Annotated in this window: 23 protein-coding genes; 5 read left to right on the top strand and 18 right to left on the bottom strand. The window is 57.2% G+C overall.

The genetic code is table 11. The features are described from left to right. Positions 1-388 precede the first annotated feature (388 nt). Complete coding sequence (locus tag EOB36_RS12915) at positions 389-1096, top strand: hypothetical protein (RefSeq protein ID WP_164547024.1); 708 nt, start codon at positions 389-391, stop codon at positions 1094-1096. Positions 1097-1164: 68 nt separating this feature from the next. Here EOB36_RS12915 and EOB36_RS12910 read toward each other — a convergent pair whose 3' ends face one another. The 15 genes from EOB36_RS12910 to EOB36_RS12840 all read right to left on the bottom strand — a co-directional run bounded on the left by EOB36_RS12910 (position 1165) and on the right by EOB36_RS12840 (position 17863). Continuing rightward, positions 1165-2394 carry an O-antigen ligase family protein gene (locus tag EOB36_RS12910; RefSeq protein WP_127204428.1) on the bottom strand — a complete coding sequence of 410 codons (1230 nt, stop codon included), beginning with the start codon at positions 2392-2394 and terminating at the stop codon, positions 1165-1167. A gap of 172 nt (positions 2395-2566) precedes the next feature. Next, entirely contained in the window at positions 2567-3643 is a 1077-nt protein-coding gene (locus tag EOB36_RS12905; RefSeq protein WP_095486130.1) for a glycosyltransferase, read from the bottom strand. A 10-nt stretch (positions 3644-3653) separates the two neighbouring features. After that, positions 3654-4397, bottom strand: a complete 744-nt coding sequence (locus EOB36_RS12900) for a methyltransferase domain-containing protein (protein WP_095486131.1) — start codon at positions 4395-4397, stop codon at positions 3654-3656. A 261-nt stretch (positions 4398-4658) separates the two neighbouring features. After that, a complete protein-coding gene (locus tag EOB36_RS12895; protein WP_095486132.1) occupies positions 4659-5411 on the bottom strand; it encodes a class I SAM-dependent methyltransferase in 753 nt (250 codons plus the stop codon). After that, positions 5408-6580, bottom strand: a complete 1173-nt coding sequence (locus EOB36_RS12890; RefSeq protein WP_095486133.1) for a glycosyltransferase — start codon at positions 6578-6580, stop codon at positions 5408-5410. Before EOB36_RS12890 ends, EOB36_RS12895 begins: the two co-directional genes overlap by 4 nt. Beyond that, positions 6577-7905, bottom strand: coding sequence for a polysaccharide pyruvyl transferase family protein (locus EOB36_RS12885; RefSeq protein WP_158302601.1), 1329 nt, complete (start codon positions 7903-7905; stop codon positions 6577-6579). Before EOB36_RS12885 ends, EOB36_RS12890 begins: the two co-directional genes overlap by 4 nt. After that, positions 7902-9455 carry a lipopolysaccharide biosynthesis protein gene (locus tag EOB36_RS12880; protein WP_128284981.1) on the bottom strand — a complete coding sequence of 518 codons (1554 nt, stop codon included), beginning with the start codon at positions 9453-9455 and terminating at the stop codon, positions 7902-7904. Before EOB36_RS12880 ends, EOB36_RS12885 begins: the two co-directional genes overlap by 4 nt. A 379-nt stretch (positions 9456-9834) precedes the next feature. Then, entirely contained in the window at positions 9835-10443 is a 609-nt protein-coding gene (locus EOB36_RS12875; RefSeq protein WP_126103194.1) for a DapH/DapD/GlmU-related protein, read from the bottom strand. Then, positions 10440-11606, bottom strand: a complete 1167-nt coding sequence (locus EOB36_RS12870) for a glycosyltransferase family 4 protein (RefSeq protein ID WP_281035485.1) — start codon at positions 11604-11606, stop codon at positions 10440-10442. Before EOB36_RS12870 ends, EOB36_RS12875 begins: the two co-directional genes overlap by 4 nt. Positions 11607-11703: 97 nt before the next feature. Continuing rightward, on the bottom strand, positions 11704-12705 hold the full coding sequence (locus EOB36_RS12865) for a hypothetical protein (protein WP_128284979.1): 1002 nt from the start codon (positions 12703-12705) through the stop codon (positions 11704-11706). A 63-nt stretch (positions 12706-12768) separates the two neighbouring features. Beyond that, positions 12769-13557 carry a glycosyltransferase family 2 protein gene (locus tag EOB36_RS12860; protein WP_127204425.1) on the bottom strand — a complete coding sequence of 263 codons (789 nt, stop codon included), beginning with the start codon at positions 13555-13557 and terminating at the stop codon, positions 12769-12771. Between the two features lie 21 nt (positions 13558-13578). Next, positions 13579-14673 carry a GDP-mannose 4,6-dehydratase gene (gene gmd, locus EOB36_RS12855; RefSeq protein ID WP_095486140.1) on the bottom strand — a complete coding sequence of 365 codons (1095 nt, stop codon included), beginning with the start codon at positions 14671-14673 and terminating at the stop codon, positions 13579-13581. Positions 14674-14772: 99 nt separating this feature from the next. Next, complete coding sequence (locus EOB36_RS12850) at positions 14773-15768, bottom strand: sugar transferase (RefSeq protein WP_245329911.1); 996 nt, start codon at positions 15766-15768, stop codon at positions 14773-14775. A 503-nt stretch (positions 15769-16271) separates the two neighbouring features. Beyond that, the gene (locus EOB36_RS12845) at positions 16272-16835 is read right to left on the bottom strand and encodes a transcription termination/antitermination NusG family protein (protein ID WP_158302603.1); all 564 of its coding nucleotides are present in this window, start codon (positions 16833-16835) and stop codon (positions 16272-16274) included. A gap of 437 nt (positions 16836-17272) precedes the next feature. Beyond that, the gene (locus EOB36_RS12840) at positions 17273-17863 is read right to left on the bottom strand and encodes a biotin transporter BioY (RefSeq protein WP_095486142.1); all 591 of its coding nucleotides are present in this window, start codon (positions 17861-17863) and stop codon (positions 17273-17275) included. A 115-nt stretch (positions 17864-17978) separates the two neighbouring features. Here EOB36_RS12840 and EOB36_RS12835 point away from each other — a divergent pair, with 115 nt between their 5' ends. Next, a complete protein-coding gene (locus EOB36_RS12835) occupies positions 17979-18887 on the top strand; it encodes an MBL fold metallo-hydrolase (protein ID WP_128284978.1) in 909 nt (302 codons plus the stop codon). A 3-nt stretch (positions 18888-18890) separates the two neighbouring features. Here the strand turns inward: EOB36_RS12835 and EOB36_RS12830 are convergent, their stop codons facing one another. Continuing rightward, a complete protein-coding gene (locus EOB36_RS12830) occupies positions 18891-19673 on the bottom strand; it encodes a DUF1499 domain-containing protein (RefSeq protein WP_164759087.1) in 783 nt (260 codons plus the stop codon). Between the two features lie 76 nt (positions 19674-19749). Next, entirely contained in the window at positions 19750-21378 is a 1629-nt protein-coding gene (locus tag EOB36_RS12825; protein WP_126103200.1) for a fatty-acid--CoA ligase, read from the bottom strand. A gap of 178 nt (positions 21379-21556) precedes the next feature. Between EOB36_RS12825 and EOB36_RS12820 the strand changes: the two genes are divergently transcribed. The 3 genes from EOB36_RS12820 (at position 21557) to EOB36_RS12810 (ending at position 24653) form a co-directional block, all read left to right on the top strand. Beyond that, positions 21557-21913, top strand: coding sequence for a hypothetical protein (locus EOB36_RS12820; RefSeq protein WP_095486222.1), 357 nt, complete (start codon positions 21557-21559; stop codon positions 21911-21913). 147 nt (positions 21914-22060) lie between these two features. Beyond that, complete coding sequence (locus EOB36_RS12815; RefSeq protein WP_095486145.1) at positions 22061-22450, top strand: DUF427 domain-containing protein; 390 nt, start codon at positions 22061-22063, stop codon at positions 22448-22450. A gap of 286 nt (positions 22451-22736) precedes the next feature. Continuing rightward, the gene (locus EOB36_RS12810; RefSeq protein WP_164897509.1) at positions 22737-24653 is read left to right on the top strand and encodes a calcium-binding protein; all 1917 of its coding nucleotides are present in this window, start codon (positions 22737-22739) and stop codon (positions 24651-24653) included. Positions 24654-24932: 279 nt separating this feature from the next. Here the strand turns inward: EOB36_RS12810 and EOB36_RS12805 are convergent. Beyond that, the coding region (locus tag EOB36_RS12805; protein WP_348631795.1) for a putative PEP-binding protein at positions 24933-25392 on the bottom strand (460 nt) is incomplete at its 5' end.

Raw genomic sequence — 25392 nt, 5'->3', positions numbered from 1 at the left:
TTGGTCACAACAATCTCGCTCTCTCGCCAGATTTCTCAGATTGCCCGAGACGACCACCGCCAAGGCTTAGCTTAACGAGTGGGATAGCGCTTCGGTCATAGGCCCGCATGCTTCGCCCGTCCACCATCCCAGGCGGATAATTTCCAGCGTCGATCACGCTTTAGTTAGGAGGTTGTTCGAGACGTCCAGCTAAGCTACCGTTTCGAGACTCGTCAAGTTCAGATCACGAGAATTCGACCCGCGCCAATATCGGAAGCGCAAACTCACCCGTTGCGGACTACGGATAGCGAGCATCATGTTTTTCAAGACAATATTCTGCATAATATGCCTTCTAACGTCTTGGCCGGCGATAGCGCAGACGCAGGCTCCGTTCAGGCTTTTCGAGGCTATGAACTTCGCCGGCGGGCCCGATTTTCGTTCGTTCGGCTTCGAGTACCTGAGGATCGTGGACCCTCATGTTCTGGGACCGGACGTTCCCGACGCTGGCCAAGTGCAGCAAGCGCTGGCAATGCCGAGGAGTAACGAATATCTGAATATCGACATTGAAAGCTGGCCCTTGGAGGGCCCGGATCAAGCGTCGTCCATCGCGAAATATCAGAAGACGCTCAGCGCCTTCAGAAAGTCAGACCCGAGCGTCAAGCTCGGCCTTTATGCTGTCTTGCCGCTCAGGGATCATTGGAGAGCGATCGGCCACCAGGGCGCCGTTGCACTGGACGATTGGAAGCAGCAAAACACCAAGATCGGGTCCGCCCTCGTCCCTTATGTCGATGCGCTATTTCCCTCCCTGTATACATTTTACGGCGACAAGGACGCCTGGGTGGCCTATGCACGGGCCAATATCGGGGAAGCACGAAGGATTTCACAAGGGAAGCCGGTCTACTGCTTTCTGTGGCCGCAGTTTCATAAGACCTTGGCCTTTCTGCCAGGCGATCTCTGGTATACCCAACTGGACACTTGCAGGAAGCTGGCTGACGGTATCGTTCTATGGGGTACCATCGGCAGCAATTCCCCTTATCGGCCAGCGAAATGGGATGAAAAAGCGGAGTGGTGGCAAGCTACCTTGAGATTCCTGAACGAGCTTGACAAGGCTCCATAGTGGCGGGTCAACGTATCGCCGGCTCATGTCCGGTGCATACCGGTTTTCGAGCGGGCTATGGCGTCCGGTTATCCGGCCCTGATGGGTGCTCCAAACCGGGCATATGAGCGCGACATCATGCGTCGGTGTGCCCACAAATCAAACGACCTCATGGCGTTGACGCGGAAGATCATGACCGTAACGACAATCCAAAGGAACGCTGCACCCCAGAGCGATCCGGAAAATTGGGCTCCGACGATGGCTTGCGTGGTCAAAAGCGGCAGGAGCGCCAAGCGCCTGTCGGCCAAAAACTTTACCGCCTTTGCTACCTTCACGAAAACCGGAACGAATATCGCCATGCCGAGAAGCCCCATGGCTTGAAGGATCTCCATGAACATATTGTGCGGATATCCGTACAAAGGCAGTTGCGTCCCGTATCCAAACAATGGGTTTTGCTGAAAGAGCTCCCACGACAATGCAATCGATCCAAGACGGCTCGTTGTTGAAGTGTCTTTTCCAATCGCCGTCAAATGGAACTTATCCAGCAACGGCGTTATGTCCGTGACCGCCAACACCAACACTGCGCCCGTAAGAAACAACAGACACATCATCATGGTCATGAATTTGGGACGGAGCATGGGAAGCAAAATGGCGCAACATGCCAAGGCGACAATCGGACCGCGAGCAGCAGCCAGATAAATGGCGGCTGCCGAGGTGACGATTACAGCAACAATTGCGATCTTCAGAATTTTTCTTTGGGGAATTCTTATCAGCGTGTACGAGGCGATAAGTGTAGTCACACCGGCGTGACCAATGGAAATAGGGTTCAACCGCGCGAAATGGACTCGGTCCGTACTATCGATCAGCACGGCATTGGAGCCACTATATTGAAGCCAAACGATGCCCGCCACGCTCAATGCCCCAACAGCAAAAAGAGCCCACGCCACGTTGATCTCCGACCATCTGTTCGTCGACAGGCCCAGAAAAGCCGCGGGCACGATCGAAGTGATGATGGCAAATACAAGATCGTCCCTCGCCTTAGCGATCTCGGAAGCGTCAATGCCAAGCTTCAGCAGGTAAAGTCCGACGAAAGACAATAACCATACGTCCCCGAACCGCCAGGCTTTCTGCCGGTCTGAAAACAAAAAAGACAGCCCACAGAGGCAAACTACCAGAAGCCGAAAGGCGATCGAAAGCCTCTCATCTTCTCGTCCGGTCACAGATGAAAGGAGCCCGACCAACGGATAACCGGCAAGCGCCAGAGCAAAGCTCCACGCCCACAAATCCTTGTAAATCGGGACGGGTTTGCTGACATGCATAACGATAATGGCACCTTTGAAACAGCAAGATCGATACCATGTCTCTTCCAGTCAAGACAATGGGTTGGCGCTGGCCACCCAATGCGCGTCGCCCAAAAGCCCGCTCTCGGGTCATAGCCGCTGCACACAGAGCGTCCCATCGCTATTGATCGCTAAACGACGGAATCCTCCGCTATGTCAGTTCGAGAAACCGCTCAAATTGTCGCTGCTTGCTGTATTCTTCACGGATTGCGCGGTGACCGGCCCAACCGATCCCGTCCCAGTTCCCGCTGTCCAATTGCCGTGCGATTTTTTCTGATGCGTCCTGCGGGTGCTCATAAACTGCCATGGTTTGCCCATCGTACATCGGCGCTGGATAGTTACCGGAATCGGAAACCAGCAGAGCCCCGGCACCCAAGGTTTCGAAACAGCGCATATTGCCACGGTCAGGGCCTGCCATGTCGATTGAGGCGTTGACCACGACCTTGGCTCTTCCAAGCTGCGCGTACATAGAGCGACCGAATACGGGAGGCGCACTGACCTCGCGGATCGCAGGCGGGCGCCGCACCGCTCTCAGGGGACCGAACCAGCCAAGCGGCGTTTCGGCCAGCGGTGTATAGCGTGATAGATCCAAATGGAAAACAACCCGGCGGCGGCTGGAAAGACCTGCAACAGCTTCCAATATCTGCCGCCGGCGCTGGTGATGGCGACTGTAACCACCGAAGAACAGGACATCGATGTCCCTGTCCCGATTTGCGGCGACGGTATCGAGCTCCGGATCATGAGCGGGGAAAAAGTGAGCCGTCCTGGCGCCCTGCTCCTCCCAAAGTTGTCGCATGGACGGAAAATTGCAAAGCACGAGATCATAACCTGAAAAGTCAATCTTGCCTGGTGCGGCGCGCCAGGCAATCTTTCGTTTCACATGTCCTGGCAAGCGGCGCACAAAGGTGGCGTCGTAGCGAAATGGATCGAGATTGTAGAAGACATCTGTCTTGTGGTGCTCGATCTGAGCAAGCAGAATGTCGGCCAGCGGCGTATCTTGGCCCAGCCCGTTTTCGCGCGCCCAAGCCCGCTGCAGTGATTCGTCGTCGCCGTTCGTAAAGAATGCCTCCGGGCTACGCCCGAGTATCGGCAAGAGAATGTGTGCCGCCCCGTAGCGATCGTTCAGAAACACTTCCTTCTGCTGCTCGAATCCCCTGGCCTGCCCGACGAGGTCAGCAAGCCGGGGCCGATAGCTTGGGTTGAGCCCAGAATTTTGAAAAAGTCGCATGGCCTCGTTCTTACTGGTGAGTGGGTTTTGTAGCGCTGATGACGAAGCCGGAACAGAACATGCGCCAGTTCAGGGCCGCGCAAAGATTCTCGAACAGAGCGACGGAAAGATAGGCGGGTAAAAAGAACGCAAAGTAATCGCTGGCGCGGTAAAATGACATGACGTCGACCCGCTCAAATCCTTGGTCGCGAAACAGCTTCGCCATGTCCGAAGGAGAGCAATGGTCAAAAAAGGCCGGGTAGCCGGTAACACCGACGGCAGACGGCCTAAGGTGCGGGATCAGCCATTTTTGCATAACCGGTCCGACGAGCCGCAATGCCACCGAATAGGGGTGCCATTTCGATGGGATGTAGTGGTGCATCACGCCCCCCGGCCGTAGCGCCAAAAACATCGAACGCGCCGCCGCCTTGTTGTCCGGTATATGCTCCATCAATGTGATCGAAATCAGCATGCCGGCCTCGACATCGACTGGCCGCTCAATCGACTGGACGACAAATCGATCATAGATGCGATAGCAGTCTGGCTTCTCCTCGATGTCGAGCCCGATATAGGTAAAATCAGCACTCCGCTTGAGGAGTGGCCGGTCAATCCCGCCGACTTCGAGGATCGCCGACGGCCTTAGGCGCGCAACATCGTCAGCGATACGCCGTTCAAGTTCTTCCTTGTAGGATGGCGCACCGAAGATTCGGGGAAAACGGCGTTCGAGCCATGCTGCAGCATTCCTGTTCCAGCCAATAAATGTCTTGAGAATCACCGTATCCCTTTTCTGCCAATCGGTCGTACCGCGGATAGCTGCTTCCTAGTGGATATGGCATAGCCAGCTGCACCACGAGATTCGCCCCATTTCTCCAACCCGATGAAGGTGGCGCCTCTCGCGCAATTCGATTTCTGGATGCCGGTCAAGAATGAAACGAAGCGTTGTCGTGTCTCTCTTCTGTGCGCCGGATGACGAAATCGAGCCTGACAGCTCTCGGCGACACCGGTTGCAGGCACAATATTCGGCGGTCCTGTATTTTTAGCCTCCCCCCGAAGACGGTGGGGCTGATACTTTTTCGGCTATTAGAAGATAACCCATCGGCATGCTCTCGCGAGTCGCAAGCCCCAATTTCTTGACAGGCGGCAATGCCCGCATCAGGCTGGTCAGCCAATAGACCGAACTGGCAATCCGGGGCCGAGACGCCACCGCCTTCGTGGCAAGATCGGAAATAACATCTGTGACGCCGCCGTAGGACGACAACTCGATTGTGCTTAGGCCCGCCTTCATCGTCATCCGCTCCAAGGCGAAGCGGGTGTAGCGATGATAATCGTGGGGAACCTCGTGCAGCCAGTAAAAAAACGGCACGCCGATTATCAACTTACCACCAGGCCTCAAAGCCCGGGCTGCACTGTCGAACAAGGCCTGCGGCGTATGCAGATGTTCGATAACGTCGCTGGCGATGACCGTGTCGAAACTCCCTTGCTCCAGGACCAATTGCTCGTTGAGGTCCGCGAAAAGGTCGACGTAGGCGGCGCCATGGGTGCTGCCCGGCCAATCGACACAGAAGACATCACTGACATGCTCGCGATAGATCCCGTAAAGCGGAACGGCACCACAGCCCAAATCGACAAGACGACCCTTGGCATGAGTAGCGATCGCCGCGGCATAGACGGACGCCAATCGATCGGCGATCAATCGCGACCGCGCCGGTACCTCCTTGCGGTTCGAGCGCCAAACGCCCTTGCCGGTCCGTTCGAACTTAGTAGGCTTCCACTGCTCGGCATTCTTCATTGAACCTGGCCCTCAGCGAAGTCGAGAGGTTCCGCAATTGTCGGCAGCATCATGGCGTGTCGAAGGCGATCGCGCGTGTGCCGTTGGGTGAAATGATCCAGCACGCGCTGGCGCCCGGCATCCCCCATCTTGGCAGCACGGTGAGGCTCTGCCAGGAGACTAGCAAGCGCCTCTGCCATGCTTTCGATATCGTGTTCTTCCACAAGTATGCCAGTCTTACCATCGACAACGGCCTCTGGAATGCCGCTGTGACGTGTCGCCACAACGGGAAGCGCGCTCGCCATGGCCTCCAGGATCGATACCGGCAGGCCTTCCATATCTCCATTGCGAGCCGTCACTGAATGCTGCACGAAAATAGCAGCGTCCTGCATCATGCCCTGAACATATTCTATGCTTCGAGAGCCGTGAAAAATGACACGATCCGACAAATTCTCCTGCTCCACCAACGCCTTGGATCGCGCCATCAAGGGCCCATCCCCAACGAAATCGAGCTGCGCCTCGGGAAACTTTGAAGCGATCCGGGCGAACGCCTCGATCGCGAGGTGCGGTGATTTCTTTTCAACGAACCGCCCAACGAAAAGGAGCCGACCGCTTTCGCGCTTCGATGGTGTGAAGCGCTCGGGCAAAACTCCACACGGACTGACGTGGAGTTTCTCATTCGGACAGCCGATTTGACTCAGACGGTCGGCGATGAAACGCGATGGCGTGATGATGCCGTCAACAATGGCGAACAGACGCCGGTAGCGACGTCGCCATAGTTGCTTCCTGGGCATCACGGTTGAATCCGCCCCATGGGCGTGGGCGTACAACCGCACGCCGGCGCGGCGACAAGCGGGAGCGAACAGCGCGCCCATCGTAAGATACTCGACAAGGGCGGCATCCACCTTGTGGGCCTTCAAGAATTCGACAACCCGGTCCTCATCGCTCCGCGACATTCCCTCACGCACATACGCAAGCCAGCCCAGACGCGCCACATTGACAATGCGGCTGTGTAGTCGGCTAAGCGGTGACAGCCGCGGGACCCCGGAAAGAACTGGATAACCGAATTGATCGGCACCATCGGGCTCCTGACAGATGAGCACAGTCCTGCCGGGCGCGAGATGGCGAACATGATCACGGATAAATGTTTCAGAAGGCGTGTTGAAGAATTGCGAAATGACAGCAATCATGGGGATACTGCCTCCATCTGCAACTCCACCGGTGCAAATCTGTTTTTGAGAATACCAACCGTGGATAAAGCACTGTCGCGGAGCGCAAGGGTTCCCCGCAGCGATCTTTCCGCTATCGATTCCTGGTTTTGCCACCAGCGCTCAGCGAGATTGCGAAAACCATCCGGCTCAATCTTATCGATGAAAGTAACGTAGTCCTCCAAATCAAGTGATCGAAAAAGATCTGCTGTTTTCCTCTCATAGCAAATCGGCAAGACTGGAAGGCCGCGACACAAACTCAGAATGCACATGTGCATGCGTGTGCATATGGCGCCATCGAATTCGCCAATTTTACGAAGCAATGTTTCGGTGTCCCTGAACTGCAAATCAATGACTACGCTGTTTCGCACGTGCTCCGGCAGATACTTCAAGACGTCGCGCGCCGCGTCCGAGTCGTTGAAGCGATACTCGGGAATCCCTTGGCAGGTCGAAATAAATGTCACTTCGGCCCCGACTTCTTCCACGAACCACGCGGTCGCTCGGGCTACCGATTGATGGTATTTCGCGCGGCCGACCTCAGAATCTCGTTCCCCAAAATCCGCCCACGGCCGAACTGAAACGGCGATTCTCGGCCGCCGTCCCGGCTTCGCAACCTGCGACGCTGCGCGCCGTCTCTCGATCTCGTCCTGGTCCGTCAGAATGAATACGCAGTCTGCCACTTCCTCAATATTATCCGCATGTCCGACAAGCTCTTTCGCGAAAGCCATGGATTTCCGGTCTCTGACCAGTATGAGAGGGCTTTTTCTCAGAATCTCCGCAAGTCGGTGAAAAATGCGATCGTCGCCGAATGGACCCATCGATTGCGTAAAAAAAATGGGCGGCTTTCCAAGATAGACGTCTCTCTCATATTCCGGCAGCCGATGGGAAACCGACCCTCGGTGTTTCTTTGAAAGGTACGTGCCGCCGGTCGAAATAATGAGATCTGCCGCAATGTACTCTCGTAAGGCTCGAGCAACTTGGCCTCCGTACCCAAGGTATTTCAACCAGCTCAAATGCCGCTCTATAAAGATCATGGCGATCAGAATTGAATAAACTGAATTTAATTCCAGCCGTCCCTTTGTCAGCCTATTCAGCAACCTAATATATTTGCTCTTGTGAAGCTGTGCAGAAGGAAAGCAAACAAAGGTGTTTCCCGGATAGTACCGTTTGGCGACCTGCGCATCCATGTCCGCAAAAACGATCTCGATATCGTCTCCGAACGCGGCTTTAAGAATCCGTTTTGTCGCGACCTGGATCGCAGCGTCTCCGCCGTTCAAAAAAACCGTGGTTTCGACGATGATTTTCAATGCTTTAGATCCTCTGGATGGACGTCTTTGTCTAGAAAGAGCCGCATGTCCTCCCACATGGAACCGGCGAAACGATATGGAGCAACAACAAAAGCTCCATAGATTAACATCGTGCTGATAGTCTTTAAGACGAGGCCGCCCTCGGTCAGCATAGACAGGGCGTTAAATGAGGTTCCGACCGACTCCCCGAGAATAAAGAGCGCGACGATCGCAATATAAGCAAAGAAGAATAGGCTCGATGCCTTCACAAGATCCTTGAATCTCAGCTCTGTACCTCTTGTCGCATAAAGCCAGAGTACCGGGGTGAACACCCAAGACGTTATGCACCACGCGACAGCGACTCCCGGAGCCCCCCATTGAATGGCGAACAGGAAGAGCGCAAATCGGATTAACGAAGAGAAGATGGAAAATACAAACAACTCGCGCGCTCGACCCAAAGAGATCAGCGCCCAACCACCAAACTGACCGGAAATACTCGTGATGAGGGACAACGAGAGTATCGCCAAAATAGTACCAGACTTTGACCAGTTTTCTCCATAAATGATCTCTACGATTTCTTGCGCATTGATCGTAATGAGAATGCACAATATCGTGTTTATCATGAGTGTAAGCCGCATGGCGCTGAGATAGGTTCTAGCCCATTTGTCGGGTTGGGTTTGAAGGCGGCTCAGCATCGGAATGATAACCGAGCCAATTGGTCCGCTTATAAGCGTCATCGGCAGCATGAACAGTGAGTAAGCGCGGGTGTAGAATCCGAGTTCGTTGGGACCGGATTTCCAGCCGACCAGCACGTTGTCGGATTGGCGGTTAATGTAGTTTGTGAACTGGGATCCACTGTAATTGATCCCAAAACTAATGGCCGATCGTGCATTCCTCCAATTGGCGACCCTGGTCGGTCGCCAAGGTGACAGTACCCACTGGCCAGTCGTGCCAACAAGAGCCGTCGTGAGCGTCGCCCCGGCGAGCGACCAGTATTCGAAGTGCCAACCCCAGGCCATTGCAACACCGACAGCACATCCACACACGAGGCTGCCAAGATTTACACTATGCAGCGACATCCAACGCATGTGTCGAATTAATAGCGCCTTGTGCTGCGCACCGGCCGCTGTGATCGGGATGGCGATCGCCAGAATTAAGACAAGGTGAAAAACGCGAGGGTCATTGAAAAGCCAGGTCGCGACCGGCGCCATCAGCCACGCCAGCGGCATCAGACCGAAACCGACGCCAAGATTGACGAAAAATAACGCGCTGACGGTGTCGTGATCAACCTCCTTGCGCTGGACAGTCACCATGGACAGACCCAAGTCGGCGAAGACTCCGACAAACGCCGTGACGGACGCCGCCATGGCCACCAGACCGAAGTCATCGGGTTGCAGCAACCGCGCCATTAGCGCCATGTAGCCGACCTGTGTAAGAAGAATCAAAGCCTGAGCGCAGAGGGCTATGACCCCCCCAGATGCCGTGCGTCTCCCGAGATCGCGCGTCAGATGCTCGCTGCTTAGCACAGAGCTTTTTGACGTATCAGAACGACCGGACGGAGCCTTCGTCACAATGGCATTCCAGCGCGCTCTCGTCGGTTGGTCACAGGCCCATGCACGTAGCTATTTGGCACCTGTCGCCATCTTCGGCGCTCGCTCTTTCCAGCGTCGTGAAATGCCATGATCATGCGAGACGTTATCCAACGCCCAGAATGGCTCCAACGGCACCCACCTTGAACCTCCTCCCCCCACACAACACCGGCTAACTTGGAAACGACGGCACAGCACGCCTCGACGCGCGAGCAGAACCAGTTACCAAACACGGCGCTGACCGGCGGCATCGCAACTTCGGGCCTCAGACGTCGCGCGGCGAAGACTATGACCAGAAGGCCCAGAACCCGGGCAATGACGTTGTTGGCCGTCATCCAGCCGCCATTGAGGAAATAAGTCGTCATTCAATCGATGCGACGTGCGTGGGCGCCAGGAACCGTATGACCTTGCAAGGCACGCCGGCGGCCAGGCAATCCGGCGGGATGTCGGAAGTGACGACGCTTCCCGCCGCGATGACGGTGCGCGCGCCAATCATTACCCCCTTCAGGACGGTAACGCCCGCGCCCAGCCAAACATCATCTTCGATAACTATCGGCGCGGTTTTGCACGGCATGCCCTCGCGCCGCCGCATAAAGTCTACTGGATGGAAATCTGTGTCATATATATTGCAATTTGCTCCTATAAGTACATTATTTCCAATCGTAATCGACTCTGAGCAGAATATCGCTGCTCCCGATATCCCAGTATTATTACCGATCGTCAGTGTTGCTCCCTGCCCAGCCACCAACTGTGTTGGGTGGTTGATACCGGCCCGATTAAAACGAGAGCTGTTTACGATTGTGACGTTCTCACCAATACGAATTCGACCCCGCGCGCTTAATCCCAATGGGCCAAGTACCACAAAGCCTTTTGGCAAAGGGACCCTGCGGATGCGCAGTTGCAGGCGAACTCTCACAGACCAGTAGAAACGGCATATTATGTTATACAGATGTCCAATTCGTGCGATCATCTGTTCTCTAACAGTTTGTCATAGACTGACATTGTCTTTTCGACACCCATCTTGCTGCAAAAGTTTGCCTTAGCAAACTCGAGCGAGGCACGCCCCATTTCCGTTCGCTTATCACTATTGCACAAGTCATTAACAGCAGACACAAAGGTATTTGGCTCTTCCCAACTGAACACAGCGCCTGTGTGACCGTCCCTCACTAATTCAACCAAATGTGGAACGTTGGCGACCAAGCCCGGCTTTCCTAACGCGGCACCTTCGAACACACTTCTCGCACTGTGAGGCTCTGTGAAGGGAGCGACCATTACATCCGAAGCCAACATCAAGGGAACCGGATCTTCTACGAAATCCACTGCGACACATCGGGGGCTCCGTCCTGCAGCTTCGTACGCAGCCAAAGCGTAGCCGGTCTTGCTTTTTGGGAATCCGGCAACAACAAATCGAGCAGACGGATGCAACTTTTGCGCGTTCTCGTCGATCAACTTCACTAACTCCAGGGGGCCATTTGACGGAGCAACACGAGCCAAGAATAAGAAAACGATATCGTCAGCATTCCAAGCCTGCATGCGCCTATATTTTTCACCGGATTCAGGATCGGAGTGAAATGCTTCGTCGTCGACGAAATTGTACACAACTGTCCCATCTGCATCTTTGCTTCCGAGCGTCCGCAAACCAGCTTCGTCAATGCTAATAAAGGCATTCACGTGCCTCCTATTAAGGCTGGCCAGCGCTCGGCCCCACCTATTGGAGAGCAGAGGCTCGCGTACATGAGCGATCACCGGCAATTTTGGCGCCGCCATGTGCGCCCCGGCGGCGGCGGCCACTAGACAGGTTGAATTCAGATGCACCAGATCGGGACGAACATCATTAACTAGACGCTTTGCACACCTTACAGTGAGTGGATAGGAAGCGATCGCATAGGCGCGATCTTTTAATGCGTCATTGCGGGCTACTGAGGACCCATTGAACGGCCGTATATCTCTCTCTTCGATGACCTCGGCACCAGCTTCACGAAATAAGGCCTTTACCGCACCATTACCCTCCCGCTTAGGCATAGCTACGATTGGCTGGAATCGCTCGCGATCAAGCCCCCGGATGAGCAAGGAAAGGCTCCGTGGCGCGCCACCCAAGCCCGTCGCATGATGAAAATACAGAACTTTCTTCACTATCGGATACACTCGGAACCGACCACACTTTCGAACCACGCCTTGCAGGCACCCGAAACTGACTGCCAGCGGTACTTGAGGAATATGTGCCTGCGGGTCAAAGGGCCGCTCGGATCTTCTGAATAAAATCAGACCGCCAGCTACCGACGATTTCGCCCAGCCGAACCGCTTTGTCGGACCGACTGTCCGCGACCTTCTCGGATCGATTGGCTGCGGCCGTTGCTATATTGGCGGCAGCGTCACGGGTGTCGCCGTAAATTAGACAGACCGGCGCAACTGCACCTTCTTGTGCGTATTTCTCAAGGTGCGAGCCTTTGCGGATGATCGGACGTGCCCCCAATTGTACGCTTCGTCCGAATATGCCGGAGGCCTGGTCGTAGTCGGGCTCGTAGCAGCACCAGGCGAAATCGCAGGTCTTGTAAAGGCTCAGAAGTTCGTCGTCGGACACGAAACGGTCGACCACCATTCCGCCAGTAGAAATCAGCCGAGCACAATCCCGGCCAGAGGCCGGATCGACGCGGCCGGCAGCCACCACAAAGACATCTTTCGCGAGATCTGGATGGTCGGAGAGGATGTTGACTAAGAATTCGAAGCCCTTCGACTTTCTCACGCTGCCCAGGAAGCACAAAATCGCGCGTCCACCGGCCGCGGCCAACACGTCGCGTGACAGTTGAGACGTTTTGATGGACATCGCGCGGTCATGCATGTCCCACATCTGAGGGTCGTGTACCCATCCGTACGCGACCTGGGCAAATCGACGATCAAATGTGAACGGCAAAATCGTAAAGAGCGACAGGCGAGGCAAATATCGCAAGCACCGGAAAGCCCATCTCTTGAGGCGATAGACGAGCCTCCCGCTCTCGAAACATTGGGACGGCCTGAGAAAAAGCCCAACCGTGCGCCGTCCGATCAGCGATCTTGTCAACGCAACTGCTATAAAACCAGCGTAGTCATCGTCTATGGTGGCGAACAGGAGGTGGCGGGCCCGAACGAGGTCAAGCCACAATCGAGGTCCAATGCGTCCCATTACCGGCTCAAGGTCAAACAGGCTGGCAAAGAGACCCTGGTAGAATTGGCGGTGACCATCGGGCGCAAACACGTGAACGCGATCTCGCCTCACCCCTGCGCCGGCCTTCGCGGCATGAGTTGCCGAAACCACTATTCAGCTTGCTCCGTGCCGGCTTTGCTTGGCAGTGCTGGCACCCTTGACGCCGAAGAACTGCCCAATCTTCCGCATCGGCTTCGCAACAAGCGCGTAGTCGACAGGGCCTGATCCGAGCCAACGGCGGCGGGAGCGCAGCGCTTCCAGATTGTGCCCGATATGGGAACGGAAACTCCTTGTGCTTGCCCCCCCAACCATCATGTCGACAAGGACCTGATCCATTGTCGCGAGCCTAAATCCATGAAGCTCGACGGCCCGCAGCATCCAGTCGTAGTCGGAGGAGACTTTGAGCGCCAGATCGAACGACCCGACCTTTTCGGCAACGCCACGCCGAACATAGAAGGTCGGGTGAGCAGGCATCCAGCCCGAACGAAACCCATCTCGAGGTCTTGGTTCTGCCCGCCAGCGGCGAACCACCCGCTTGCTGTCGTGGTTTTCCACGAAGTCGAGATGGCCGTGGACGATATCGGCGTCAGCGAGCGCCACGCTGATCTTGCCAAGCACAGACCGGTCGTGAAACGCGTCGTCCGCATTGAGGGCCCCGATCGCCTCGCCGCTGCAAAGCGCAAGCCCCTTGTTCAGAGCGTCATACATGCCTCGGTCCGGCTCGCTGACGATCTGCAGTTGTTTGTCCCCATAGGAACGAATGATCGAGAGCGTTTCGTCGGTCGACGCTCCATCGACGACGACCAGTTCCTTGTCCTCATGATCTTGGGCAAAAAAACTGTCAAGCGTATGCCTGATCGTTGCTGCGGAATTCCGGCAGACCGTCAAAACCGAGATTTTCATGTCGACCAGGCCCAAAGTCGGTTACTGCGCCGCAACGCGAATGCGATCCTCGTCCAGGCGCCGGTGCTCCGATTCCCGCTTTACCGTTTCAAGGTCGGACTGAACCATTTCCTGAACCATCGCGTCGAGCGAGGTTGTTGCCCTCCACCCGAGAACGCGCTCCGCTTTCGAGGCGTCGCCGATCAGAAGCTCTACTTCAGTCGGCCTGAAATAGCGCGGATCCACCTCGATCAGGACAGCGCCTGATTTTGCATCTACGCCTTTTTCATCAATCCCGGAACCAACCCACTCGATCTCGGTCCCGACCTCATTGAATGCTAGCTCGACAAAGCGGCGGACCGAATTCTTTACGCCGGTTGCAAGGACGTAGTCGTCTGGCACGTCATGCTGAAGAATTCTCCACATGCCTTCGACGTAGTCGCGAGCGTGCCCCCAATCACGTTCAGCCGACAGATTGCCGAGGTAGAGCTTGTCCTGAAGGCCGAGGCTGATCGCGGCAGCCGCGCGCGTGATCTTGCGGGTAACGAACGTCTCGCCGCGCATCGGGCTCTCGTGATTGAACAGTATGCCGTTGGAGGCATGGATATCGTAAGCTTCGCGGTAGTTCACGGTTATCCAGTAGGCATATATCTTTGCCGCCGCATAAGGCGAGCGCGGATAGAAGGGCGTCGTTTCCTTTTGTGGGATCTCCTGCACCTTACCATAGAGTTCGGAAGTCGATGCCTGATAGAAACGCGTCTTTTTTGTCAGGCCAAGCAGCCGGATGGCTTCCAGAAGGCGTAGCGTACCTATCGCGTCGGCATTCGCCGTATATTCCGCAGTCTCGAAGCTTACCTGGACATGCGATTGTGCGGCGAGATTGTAGATCTCGTCTGGCTGCACTTCCTGGACGATGCGGATGAGGTTGGTGGCGTCGGTCATATCACCATAGTGAAGCGACAGCCTTACGTTCTTTTCGTGCGGATCCTGGTAGAGATTATCGATGCGACCGGTGTTGAACGACGAGGAACGCCGCTTGATGCCGTGGACATCGTAGCCCTTTGCCAGGAGCAGTTCCGCCAGATAGGCGCCATCTTGGCCGGTGATACCGGTAATCAACGCAGTTTTTCGGCTCATTTCGTTCCCTTCGGCAGCTGTAGAAACACAACCATGGCGTTCTTCAGTCAATCGGTGCAGCGTTCGACTGGTGGAACCAGACTGAATTCAACCTGGCTATTATCGGGATCCAAACCCACTTAGCATCGTTTTTAGGGTCCTTAGCACAATAACGATATCGAGCCATGGCGAGAAATTCTTGATGTAATAGAAATCATAGTGCAGCTTCTCGATCTCGTCGTCGTCGTCAGACACATATCCCTGATTCACCTGGGCCCACCCGGAAATTCCTGGACGAACGATATTTCGGTAGCGATAGAACGGCAGCGCCATCGAATAATGAGAAGACAACACCGTCGCTTCGGGGCGGGGCCCAATCCAGCTCATCTCCGAGCGAACGATATTTATCAACTGCGGCAGTTCGTCAATTCGGCTCCTGCGAAGGAAGCGGCCGAGCCGGGTAACCCTGGTATCGCCCGGCCTGGTGACGGCGAGACTGCGAACGTTTGCCGCTTCAGGCGCGCTAACTGTCATCGTCCGAAACTTATAGACCGTAAATGATTTTCCGCCGTAGCCTAGGCGCTCCTGGCGAAATATGGCGGGCCCAGGAGATTCCAGCCTGATCATCAGCGCAATCAACAACAAGAACGGCGCCAGCATAATCAGGGCCAACAGCGCGCAAACCCAGTCGATCACCTGCTTGATCTTGATATAGGCCTGGTTGGGATTAAGCGAACCCAACGTGTTTTCGGACAAATGCTCGATTTCGACGCGACCCGTCAGCGATTCACTGATCTGCTTGACGTGATAGACAGGAACGCCTGCGAGAGCCTGATCGGCGATGTAGCGCTCCCAATCGTCGGATAGCTCGGCACGAAGGTCGGCAACGACTCCGCTCACGCGGTCAATGACCGTCTCGGGGGAGCGGAGCCAATGCCAATTCACGCCGCCAATCTCTTCAAGACGACTGACAGCCCCGCCTGGAACCACGGCGAGACTGTACGGATCCAGGCGCCGGCTCAGGATACTCAAACCGAAATACCAGAAGATTGACAGCGTCAAACTGCCGGCTGCCTGGAAAGCGCTATAGTCAATTCGGAACAGGAAAATCGCCAAATATACAAGTCCGTAGGAAAGCGCAAAAGTCGGCATAATATAACCAGCGGCCGCGACGCCAGGCAGATTTATTATTCGGCGAAAGAAAAAAAATCCCGAAGTATGCGCGACTATTCCGGCGAAAATCGTAATCTGAACGTTTGAGTAATATAATATATTTTGACCTACCAGCATCCTAACCAGCGCAGGAGTCAGAATCGCAAAAGCCAATCCACCGAGAAGTTGAAATCTAATCCGGTGTAGCAGGTGCCGTTGGTTTTGCGGCTTTATGATGGGCGCATTCAATTCAGAGTGCTCTCTAATGGGTTCCCGAGAAACGGCCAGAAAACGTTAGGCATTCCACGCGAAATGCAGAAATTGTCAGGCTCCGTGCCCACGCGCGCAAGGCAACCTTTCGTTCCATCGGAATGCTTAGGCTCCAACAATGGCTACCGCACTCCCGGGTGAAACCCGAGAGCCGACTTTCCAACAGTCTACACCGCATGACCGAGCGACAATTGCGGTTATGCGATCGCGACGAGTTCCCTTGAATCCATGTCAATAGGGATCTCGCCATTCATGATGGCAACCAGAACCCGGGCTCTTCCAGCTGGATCGAGCCGGTCAAGGCGGCCGATCATCTCCGCGAAAGGACCTGAAAGAATCCGAACCGATGCGCCCGCAACGAGGCCTCCGCTGAAATCAAGCAGGCCGTCCCTGCCAGTCAGAGCTATGAACCGCTCCACCAACCCCGACGGGACTGGCAATGGCCGTTCGCCCTGCATGATGAGTGAGCGCACGCCGAACGTTCCATTGACCGAGCGCCACCGCTGCAGCGCGACATCGAGGGAGATGAACATATACCCTGGAAAATAGGCCGCCGGTCGCGTCTCGATGCGCCGGGCATGACGTGTGGTCTTCTCGCAGCGAGGCGTAAACGGGTGAAACCCCTGCACCCGGAGATGCCGTTCGGCGACGTCTTCTTTTCCCGGAAATACGCTGGCGGCATACCAGCGTGCGGCGGTGCCGGTTGCGGGCCGTTGCAACGATACAGTCGCCTTAACAGTTATTTTTTCCGGGCTAATCACACGTCTCGCTCTCGGCGGTTTTCGGCATGGCTGACGGCAAGGGTTACGACAGCGTGAAGATACCAGCAAGCAACCATCTCGCGAGAATCAAGCTTGGTCGAAAAAGTCCTGTTAATTGTCCACTAACTTTGGCTGCACCTAAAAGTCATCGAGCCGCTTTCTTTTTTAGCTATCCAGCAGGGGTATCGAGCAATTGCGTCGATATGTAGCTGCTTGGTTACGCTGACTCGCGGCGAACCGCTGGCACTTCTGGTCCTTAATCGGTCGATTTGAACATAGTGTGACGGTTATCGTTAGCAAAGCGTTACCGACCACTTGGCGGCGGCCTGCTTTGACGAGAACTCGCGGCCAGGCCGTCGCTGAAACAGGACCACGCAATCACAGGCCTGTGGTTGCGTGGACTCGATCAGTGCCGCGCCCGATCTATCGACCAGAGTTCAGGAGCGTTTGAGCAGCGACCAGACGGCTGGCACTAGGCTCGCCGCCAGGGCGACCTTGATCAGGTCGCCGACGATGAAGGGCACAACACCGAACTGCCATGATTTTTCCGGGCCGATGAGCAGCGCCAGCCAGGCAAAACCCATCGCCATCATGATGATTTCGGCAACCAGAATCGCATTGAAGAGCTTGACCGGATGGCGATCCCAGCCGCGATCGGCGGCCCAGCCGACGATCGCGGCCATGACCACGAAGCCGGCAAGATAGCCGCCGGTCGAGCCGAGCATGTAGGCGATGCCGATGCCCTTTTCCGGCGTGCCCTGGAAGACTGGGAAGCCCATGGCGCCCTCCGCCATGTAAAGAAGCAGCGTGGCGACGCCGAGGCGCATGCCGAATGCTGCGGCGATCAGAAAGACGGCTAAGGTTTGCATCGAGATGTCGACCGGCCCGAGCAAAACCCTCGTCTTGGCCGACAAGGTCAGCACCAGCGTTCCAACGATCGCAAGCAAAAGCTGGGTCATTAGCCGGGTCGCGCCCTTTTCAGGCAAAGCGAGAGAAACAAGCGGGCGCATCGTCGTTACAATTGCCATGGTCTTCCCCATTTCGGACTGCCGCAGAGCGCGGCCTTGCGTTTTCCTATATTGGCTTCCGTGTTATGCGGCAATCAGTTTTGCCCTCCCCCCAATAAAGGTCACGACATTCACCATGGCGCTGGAATTCGACACACGCTTCGACCCGTCCTACGGCCACAGCGTGACCGTAGCGCCCGACGTGCTTCGGATTACCGCCAAAAACCCCAGCCGGTTCACCTTTTACGGCACCAACAGCTACATCGTCGGGCGCAACACGCTGGCGGTGATCGATCCGGGACCGGATGACGACGCGCACCTCAAGACACTGATCGAGGTGATCGGAGACAGGCCGGTCAGCCACATTTTTGTCAGCCACACGCATCGCGACCATTCTCCGCTGGCAGCGCGGCTGAAGCAGCATACCGGCGCAATTGTCCTGGCCGAAGGCCCGCATCGCCCGGCGAGGCCGCTGCGCATAGGCGAGGTCAATCCGCTCGACGCCAGCGCCGACATCGCCTTTGCTCCCGACGTCACACTGCCCGACGATGAAGTCGTCAACGGCGACGGCTGGGCGATCAGAACAGTGCTGACGCCAGGTCATGCCGCCAATCACGCGGCTTTTGCGCTGGAAGGAACCGGTGTCCTGTTCTCGGCCGATCACGTAATGGCCTGGGCGACCACCATCGTTGCGCCGCCGGATGGCGCGATGGCCGACTATATGGCCTCGCTGGATCGGCTGATCGAGCGCGACGATCGCCTGCTGCTGCCCGGTCATGGCGGGCCGGTGACCGCGCCGCGCAGTTTCATGCACGAGTTGAAGACGCATCGCAGGATGCGCGAACAAGCGATCCTCGAACGGATCAGAAGCGGCGACCGGACGATCAAGGACATGGTCATGGCTATCTATAGCAATACAGATCCGCGCCTTCATGGCGCTGCCGGACTGTCCGTGCTTGCCCATCTGGAGGACCTGGTGGCGCGCGGCCTGGTGAGCACCGACGGCGACCCGGCGATCGACGGCATTTTCGCGCCCGTTGCGTAGGCGCTACTCGGTCGGGGCCGTGCCGACCTGGCCGGCGACCTCCTGATCCAGTTCGGCCAGGAAATCCACGACGCGAACTGCATTGTCGCCAAGGTCGTAGCGGCCGTAACGCGACGCCGAACGCATGTCGACAATGATCGCATCGCCATCGTCGGTCACACGGACAGCGACGTCGGCGGGAAGGCTGAGGATGAAGCTCTTGGCCAGGGCGTTGATCGTCACCTCGCTTTGCCCGATCGCGCGGGGAAACGGCGCCGTAAGCTGCCAATCCCGCCGATCGAGCACGGTTTCGACTGCTTCCAGGACGCGATCGAACGGCAGATTGTAGCTGCGTCCGGTGACAAGCGGATAGGTCTCGGTCTGCAGGCGCTGCTCGCCCGGGGTCGGTGGCGAAAGCGCGTTCATATCCCCGGTCCGGGTGCTGGTGTCGAGCATCGGCGGATCGTCGAAATCCGTCGAGATGTCCCTGAGCGGCGTGTAAGTCGCTGCCCAGTAGGCAGCAATGCCAAAAGGAGCAAGCACCAGCAGTGCCAGCAACGTGCCGACGGTGAGATCGCGACCGCCACGGTCGCCGAAATTCCACAGTCTCGAAAAGGCAAATCCGGCGAACAGCAAGGCAAAAGCAGCAAGCAACGCGACAATGCCAAGCACCCAGAGGAAAGCCGGCGTTTCAACCAGGCCATATCGATGGCCGATAAGAACGGTCAGTAGCAGGACCGCCGAAAAAGCGCCTGTGCGCCGCGACCAGCCGGCCACCTTCGACGTCTGTCGCTCGGGAGTTTCCATTATCCGCACTGCCCCAACCCGAACGGGCGTTTAGAGCCCTTTAGCGGCGGCTTGAAGGCGAAAGACGTCATCTCCGTCAATCCGTCGGCAGGCGATAGTCCCTGAATTGCTGGCGCAGGGTGGTCTTCTGGATCTTGCCGGTGGCGGTGTGGGGAATTTCGCCGACGAAGGCGACGTCGTCCGGCATCCACCACTTCGCCACCTTGCCGTTCATGAAAGCGAGAATATCCGTCTTGGTCGGCTCCCGGCCCGGCTTGCGGACGACGACAAGCAAGGGCCGTTCGCCCCATTTCGAATGTTGGATGCCGATCGCGGCTGCCTCCGCCACATCCGGATGGCCGACCGCGAGATTCTCGAGCTCGATCGTCGAAATCCATTCACCGCCCGATTTGATGACGTCCTTGGCGCGATCGGTGATCTGCATATAGCCGCCCGGGTCGATATGGGCGACGTCACCGGTATCGAACCAGCCTTCTTGATCGAACTGTTCGGATCCGACGCCGCCATAATAGGCGCGCGCGACTGCCGGTCCGCGGACCTTCAAGCGCCCGAATGTCTTGCCGTCCCATGGCTGCTCCTTATTGTCGTCGTCCGTCACCTTCATTTCGACACCGAACGGCGGATAGCCCTGCTTGCTCTGGACGTCGAGCCGGGCTTCGCCCTCGAGCCCGGCACAGCCCGGCTTCATGGTGCACAGGGTGCCGAGCGGCGACATCTCGGTCATGCCCCATGCATGGATGACCTCAACATCGTAATTGTCCTGGAACTTCGCCGTGATCGCGCGCGGGCAGGACGAGCCGCCGATGACGACCCTCTTCAGATAAGGAAGGTTCTTGCCGGTCTCCTCAAGATGCTGGAGCAGCATCAGCCACACTGTCGGCACGGCGGCGCTGAACGTCACCTTTTCGGTGTCGAGCAACTCATAGATCGAGGCGCCGTCCATCTTGCAGCCAGGCATGACCAGCTTGGCGCCGATCATCGGGCCACTCTGGCCAAGGCCCCAGGCGTTGGCGTGGAACATCGGCACGACCGGCAGTATGGTATCGCGCGACGAGAGGCCCATGGCGTCGGGCATCGCGGCGATCATCGCGTGCAGCACGTTCGAGCGATGGCTGTAAAGGACGCCTTTCGGATCGCCTGTCGTGCCCGAGGTGTAGCACATGCCAGCGGCGGTGTTTTCATCGAACGTCTTCCAGGCAAAGGCGCCATCGGCTTCGTCAAGCCACTCCTCATAGGCAACGACGTTCGGCAGCGCCGTTTGCGGCATATGCGCCTTTTCGGTCAGCACGATCACCTTTCTCAGCGATTTGACCGCGCCGGCGATCTTCTCAAGCAGCGGCACGAATGTCAGATCGACGAAGATCGCCTTGTCTTCGGCATTGTTCATGATCCAGACGATCTGCTCGGGAAACAGGCGCGGATTGAGCGTGTGATAGATCGCGCCGACACCCATGATGCCGTACCAGGCTTCGACGTGGCGCGCCGTATTCCAGGCCAATGTGGCGATGCGGTCGCCAAGCCCAAAACCGTCTCGCTCGAGCCGCTGCGCGGCTTTCAAGGCGCGGCGCCGTATTTCGGCGTAAGTGGTCCGGACGATAGGGCCTTCGATCGAACGCGACACGATCTCGCGTTCGCCGTGCTGCCTGGCTGCATTGTCGATGAGCTTGTGGCAAAGCAGCGGCCATTCCTGCATCAGTCCGAGCATTTTTTCCTCCCATTGGTTTTTCGTTCCATTGTGGGGCGAACCAGCTGATTGTCCAGCCATGACCGGGCAGAAGCGATGCATTGATCGAAAAGACAGGAAAACCGCCACAATCCGGCCATCCTCGGCGTTAACTTTGATTAATGGGCAAGGGTGCGATTGGCGAATGAAAGAGGTTCGCATGGACGCGCAGCTCGACGACAAGACTCTCGAAAATACGCTCGCCGAAAGCCTGGCTGATTTGGTGCCGGACACTAAGACCGTTTCCGAAGACGAATTTGTCGAAGTTGTCGGCGGCGCCCTTGAGGCGGTCGGTGGCACACTGCTGTTCAAGATGTGCGTTCAGAACGAAGGCGAAGGCCAGCACGTTGCCGCGGCATGCGTCGGCGATGGCGGCAACCGCCAGTTCCTTCTGCTCACCTTGCCGACCGGCGGGGGTGCGCTGAAGGTCGAGACCGCATCGAGAAGCAGCAATCCGGTCGCCGGTATCGCCGCCGCTTATGCCGAGCTGATGGATGCGTTTCAGGCTGCCGCCTGATCGTTTCCAGACCGGTTTAACGGGAGACCAGGCCGAAACCTGAGCCACACGGCTGGCTGTGCGTTATTCCTAGAGGGCGACCTTGCGCAATTCGCTCGCTCGCCACACCTATTTCGGGGCGCATGCCAGACAAGGAGAACCCCGCCAATGGACCAGATCGCAAACCCCGCACCAGGCTTTCAAAGCAATCCCGGCAAGGTCATCACCGTCGAGCCCTATCGCGGCACCGTCACGGTGCGCAGCGGCGAAACGGTCGTCGCCTCGTCCACGAAAGCAAAGGTACTGACCGAGTCCCCCTATCCTTCAGTCTTTTACATTCCGTTTGCGGACATCGATTTCGACCAGCTTCGCAAGACGGAGTTCTCGACTCATTGCCCTTACAAGGGCGATGCGAGTTATTGGAGCGTGCTGTCTGCCGCCGAAGCGGGCAAGGACGCGATGTGGGCGTATGAGCGGCCTTTCGACGAGATGGTCGAAATCCGCGATCACGGCGCGTTCTATCCCAACAAGGCGACGATCGAAGCCAAACCAGCCTGAGCAGGGACGGCTCGAGACCTCTCCCGCCGATCAGTCGGGGCCACCGCTGCCGAGGTCGAGCCGCACGAAGGTCAGCCTCCTGTCCTTCAGCGCCAGAAGATCGTATTGCCGCCATTAAGATTCGCGCAGGTTCGCACAAAGCCCGTGCAGTCAAATCACATGACAATTGGCGGTCCATCGAAGTTCAACGATTCTATCAATGGCGTGTCGCTAATTGATTAGGCGCTAATATGGGCCGTCGAGTAGGCAGGGATCGGGGGCTTCCGAATCAGACGAGGGATATCGCATGGCCACAATGCACTTCACCTGGGGCGCCTCAGCCGCCCAGGCCAAGGCCGCTGGTTTCAACCTGGTCGATCTTCAATACGCGTCATCGGTCAACGCATTGCCGGATGGCTCGAAGGCCCTGATCTGGCTCGGCGAGAGCAACGGGGTAACCCAGTCCTTTATCGACAAGGTAACGCCTCTCATCGGCAATCCGAAGGTTCTTGGATTTTTCCTGACCGACGAGCCTGATCCCACCGGCAGATACCATACCCAGGTGAGCGCTGCCAACCTGAAGGCGGAATCCGACTGGATCCATTCCCATTTTCCGGGCGCCAAGACTTTTATCACCCTGATGGACATGGGGTCGTTCGCAGATTCGGACTATTCCAACACCTACAATCCTGCCAACACAGGCATCGACTATTATGGGATAAACCCTTATCCCGTGCGCACGACTGCGGTGGACTTCAACTACATTGATAGAGCCGTGGCTGCGGCGTTGGAAGCAGGCATCCCGCAGAGCGCGATCATTCCAGTCTATCAGGCGTTTGGCGGCGGCGGCTGGGCGACCAATACGGGCGGATCGTATGTCATGCCCACGACGTCCCAGATGCAGACCATGATGGACCACTGGGAAAGGCTGGTTCCCAATCCTGCCTTTGACATGGCCTATAAATGGGCCTCGCAGAACGGCGAAACCTCGCTTGGCAACACTCCGTCAATGCAATCCTTTTTCCTGCAGCACAACACCAGCACCACGACCCCGCCTCCAACCGACGATGTTCTGGACGGCACAAGCGGAGCCGATGTGCTTCAGGCAGTCGGTGCCCGCACAATGACTGGCTATGGCGGCAACGACACCTATCATGTCGATGATGCTGGCGACAGGGTGATCGAGGCGGCGGGCGGCGGTTCGGACAAGGTGCTCGCTGCAGTGAGCTATGCGCTTACAGCCGGCTCGCATATCGAACTCCTCGCCACCAACAACGCGGCCGGCACAGCGGCGATCAATCTGACCGGCAATGAGTTTGCCCAGACCATCCAAGGCAATGCCGGAGCCAACGTGATCAACGGCCTCGGCGGCGCCGACACGATGACCGGTTATGGCGGCAACGACACCTATTATGCCGACAATGCCGGCGACAGGGTGGTTGAGGCGACAGGCGGCGGTACCGACAAAGTGCTCGCCTCGGTGAGTCATGGGCTTACGGCCGGCTCGCAGATCGAGCTTCTCGCCACCACGAACCCGTCAGGCACGACGGCTATGAACCTCAACGGCAACGAGTTCGCCCAGACCATCCAAGGCAATGCCGGCACCAATGTCTTCAATGGCCACGGCGGGGCCGACACGATGACCGGCTATGGCGGCAATGACGGCTACTATGTCGACAATGCCGGCGACAAAGTGATTGAGGTGGCAGGCGGCGGTCGCGACAACATAGCCACTACGGTGAGCTATGCGCTTGCGGCCGGCTCGGCGGTCGAGCTTCTCGCCACCAGGTATCCGTCCGCCACGACGGCAATCAACCTCACTGGCAACGAGTTCGCCCAGACCATCCAGGGAAATGCCGGCGCCAATATCATCAATGGCGGCCGTGGTGCCGACATCTTGACCGGCAACGGTGGCAATGATGCTTTCGTTTTCAACTCCGCCCTTGGAAGCGGAAATATCGACAGGGTCACTGACTTCAACACGCTCCAGGACAAAATCCACATCGACAACGCCATCTTTGCCGGGCTGAGCTCGGGCGCGCTCACATCCGCCGCTTTCTTTACGGGCGCGGGCGCGCATGATAGCTCCGACCATATTATCTACAACAGTTCAACTGGAGCGCTCTCCTTCGACAGCGACGGGATCGGCGGCGCAGCTCAAACACAGTTCGCCACCCTTTCTCCAGGTCTCTCGATTACGGCAGGCGCATTCTTTGTGACCTGAAGGAGCTGACGGGAAGCGACATGGTGGGAGGACCCGCGGTCGCCAACAGGGACAGGTGGACAAACTGCACCGTTCAGTCTGTCTCTTCTGGCGAGCATGGACGTTCCCGCGTGGACTCTTGCCGCACCGGCGAGTGCAGCGAGCGAAATGCGCCTCAAGAGACCATGCCCGAGAGGGTGCGCGTCAGCGAAAATCCGAATCGGGTTTTCGCTACGCTGGGGTTCGGTTCGACGGGATCATGCGCAAAGACCAGGTGCCGAAGCGTCGTTTGCGTCCCAATTAAACGGCGCGCGGCGCTGACGTCTTCGAAACCTGCACCGCCGCCTGAGCGGCAGCCAGCCTGGCGATCGGCACGCGGTAGGGCGAGCATGACACATAGTCGAGGCCGACCTCCTCGCAGAAATGGATCGACGCCGGATCGCCGCCATGTTCGCCGCAAATGCCGAGCTTGATGTCCGGCCGTGTCGCCCTGCCCTTTTCGGCCGCCATCCGCACCAGTTCGCCGACGCCCTCGATGTCGAGCGACACGAACGGATCCTGCTCGATGATGCCCTTTTGACGATAAGTCTCCAGAAACGAGGCCGCATCGTCGCGTGAGATGCCGAAGGTGGTCTGGGTCAGATCGTTGGTGCCGAAAGAGAAGAATTCGGCCGCCTCGGCGATGACATGGGCGCGGATCGCCGCGCGCGGCAATTCGATCATCGTGCCGGTAAGATAGGTGATCTTGACGCCGGTTTCC

The sequence above is a fragment of the Mesorhizobium sp. M6A.T.Cr.TU.017.01.1.1 genome, assembly GCF_004023115.1.
In the GTDB taxonomy this organism is placed as follows: Bacteria; Pseudomonadota; Alphaproteobacteria; order Rhizobiales; family Rhizobiaceae; genus Mesorhizobium; species Mesorhizobium mediterraneum.
The sequence above is the reverse complement of the archived record's forward strand: the minus strand, read 5'-3'. Positions and strand labels throughout refer to the sequence as shown.

Coding starts and splice junctions, on each gene's coding strand:
- EOB36_RS12915 (WP_164547024.1), top strand. CDS start 389: ATGAACTTCGCCGGCGGGCCCGATTTTCGTTCGTTCGGCTTCGAGTAC.
- EOB36_RS12890 (WP_095486133.1), bottom strand. CDS start 6,580: ATGATTGCTGTCATTTCGCAATTCTTCAACACGCCTTCTGAAACATTT.
- EOB36_RS12825 (WP_126103200.1), bottom strand. CDS start 21,378: ATGCTCGGACTGATGCAGGAATGGCCGCTGCTTTGCCACAAGCTCATC.
- EOB36_RS12895 (WP_095486132.1), bottom strand. CDS start 5,411: ATGAAGAATGCCGAGCAGTGGAAGCCTACTAAGTTCGAACGGACCGGC.
- EOB36_RS12820 (WP_095486222.1), top strand. CDS start 21,557: ATGGACGCGCAGCTCGACGACAAGACTCTCGAAAATACGCTCGCCGAA.
- EOB36_RS12875 (WP_126103194.1), bottom strand. CDS start 10,443: ATGATCGCACGAATTGGACATCTGTATAACATAATATGCCGTTTCTAC.
- EOB36_RS12830 (WP_164759087.1), bottom strand. CDS start 19,673: ATGGAAACTCCCGAGCGACAGACGTCGAAGGTGGCCGGCTGGTCGCGG.
- EOB36_RS12860 (WP_127204425.1), bottom strand. CDS start 13,557: ATGAAAATCTCGGTTTTGACGGTCTGCCGGAATTCCGCAGCAACGATC.
- gmd (WP_095486140.1), bottom strand. CDS start 14,673: ATGAGCCGAAAAACTGCGTTGATTACCGGTATCACCGGCCAAGATGGC.
- EOB36_RS12905 (WP_095486130.1), bottom strand. CDS start 3,643: ATGCGACTTTTTCAAAATTCTGGGCTCAACCCAAGCTATCGGCCCCGG.
- EOB36_RS12815 (WP_095486145.1), top strand. CDS start 22,061: ATGGACCAGATCGCAAACCCCGCACCAGGCTTTCAAAGCAATCCCGGC.
- EOB36_RS12835 (WP_128284978.1), top strand. CDS start 17,979: ATGGCGCTGGAATTCGACACACGCTTCGACCCGTCCTACGGCCACAGC.
- EOB36_RS12840 (WP_095486142.1), bottom strand. CDS start 17,863: ATGGCAATTGTAACGACGATGCGCCCGCTTGTTTCTCTCGCTTTGCCT.
- EOB36_RS12910 (WP_127204428.1), bottom strand. CDS start 2,394: ATGCATGTCAGCAAACCCGTCCCGATTTACAAGGATTTGTGGGCGTGG.
- EOB36_RS12810 (WP_164897509.1), top strand. CDS start 22,737: ATGGCCACAATGCACTTCACCTGGGGCGCCTCAGCCGCCCAGGCCAAG.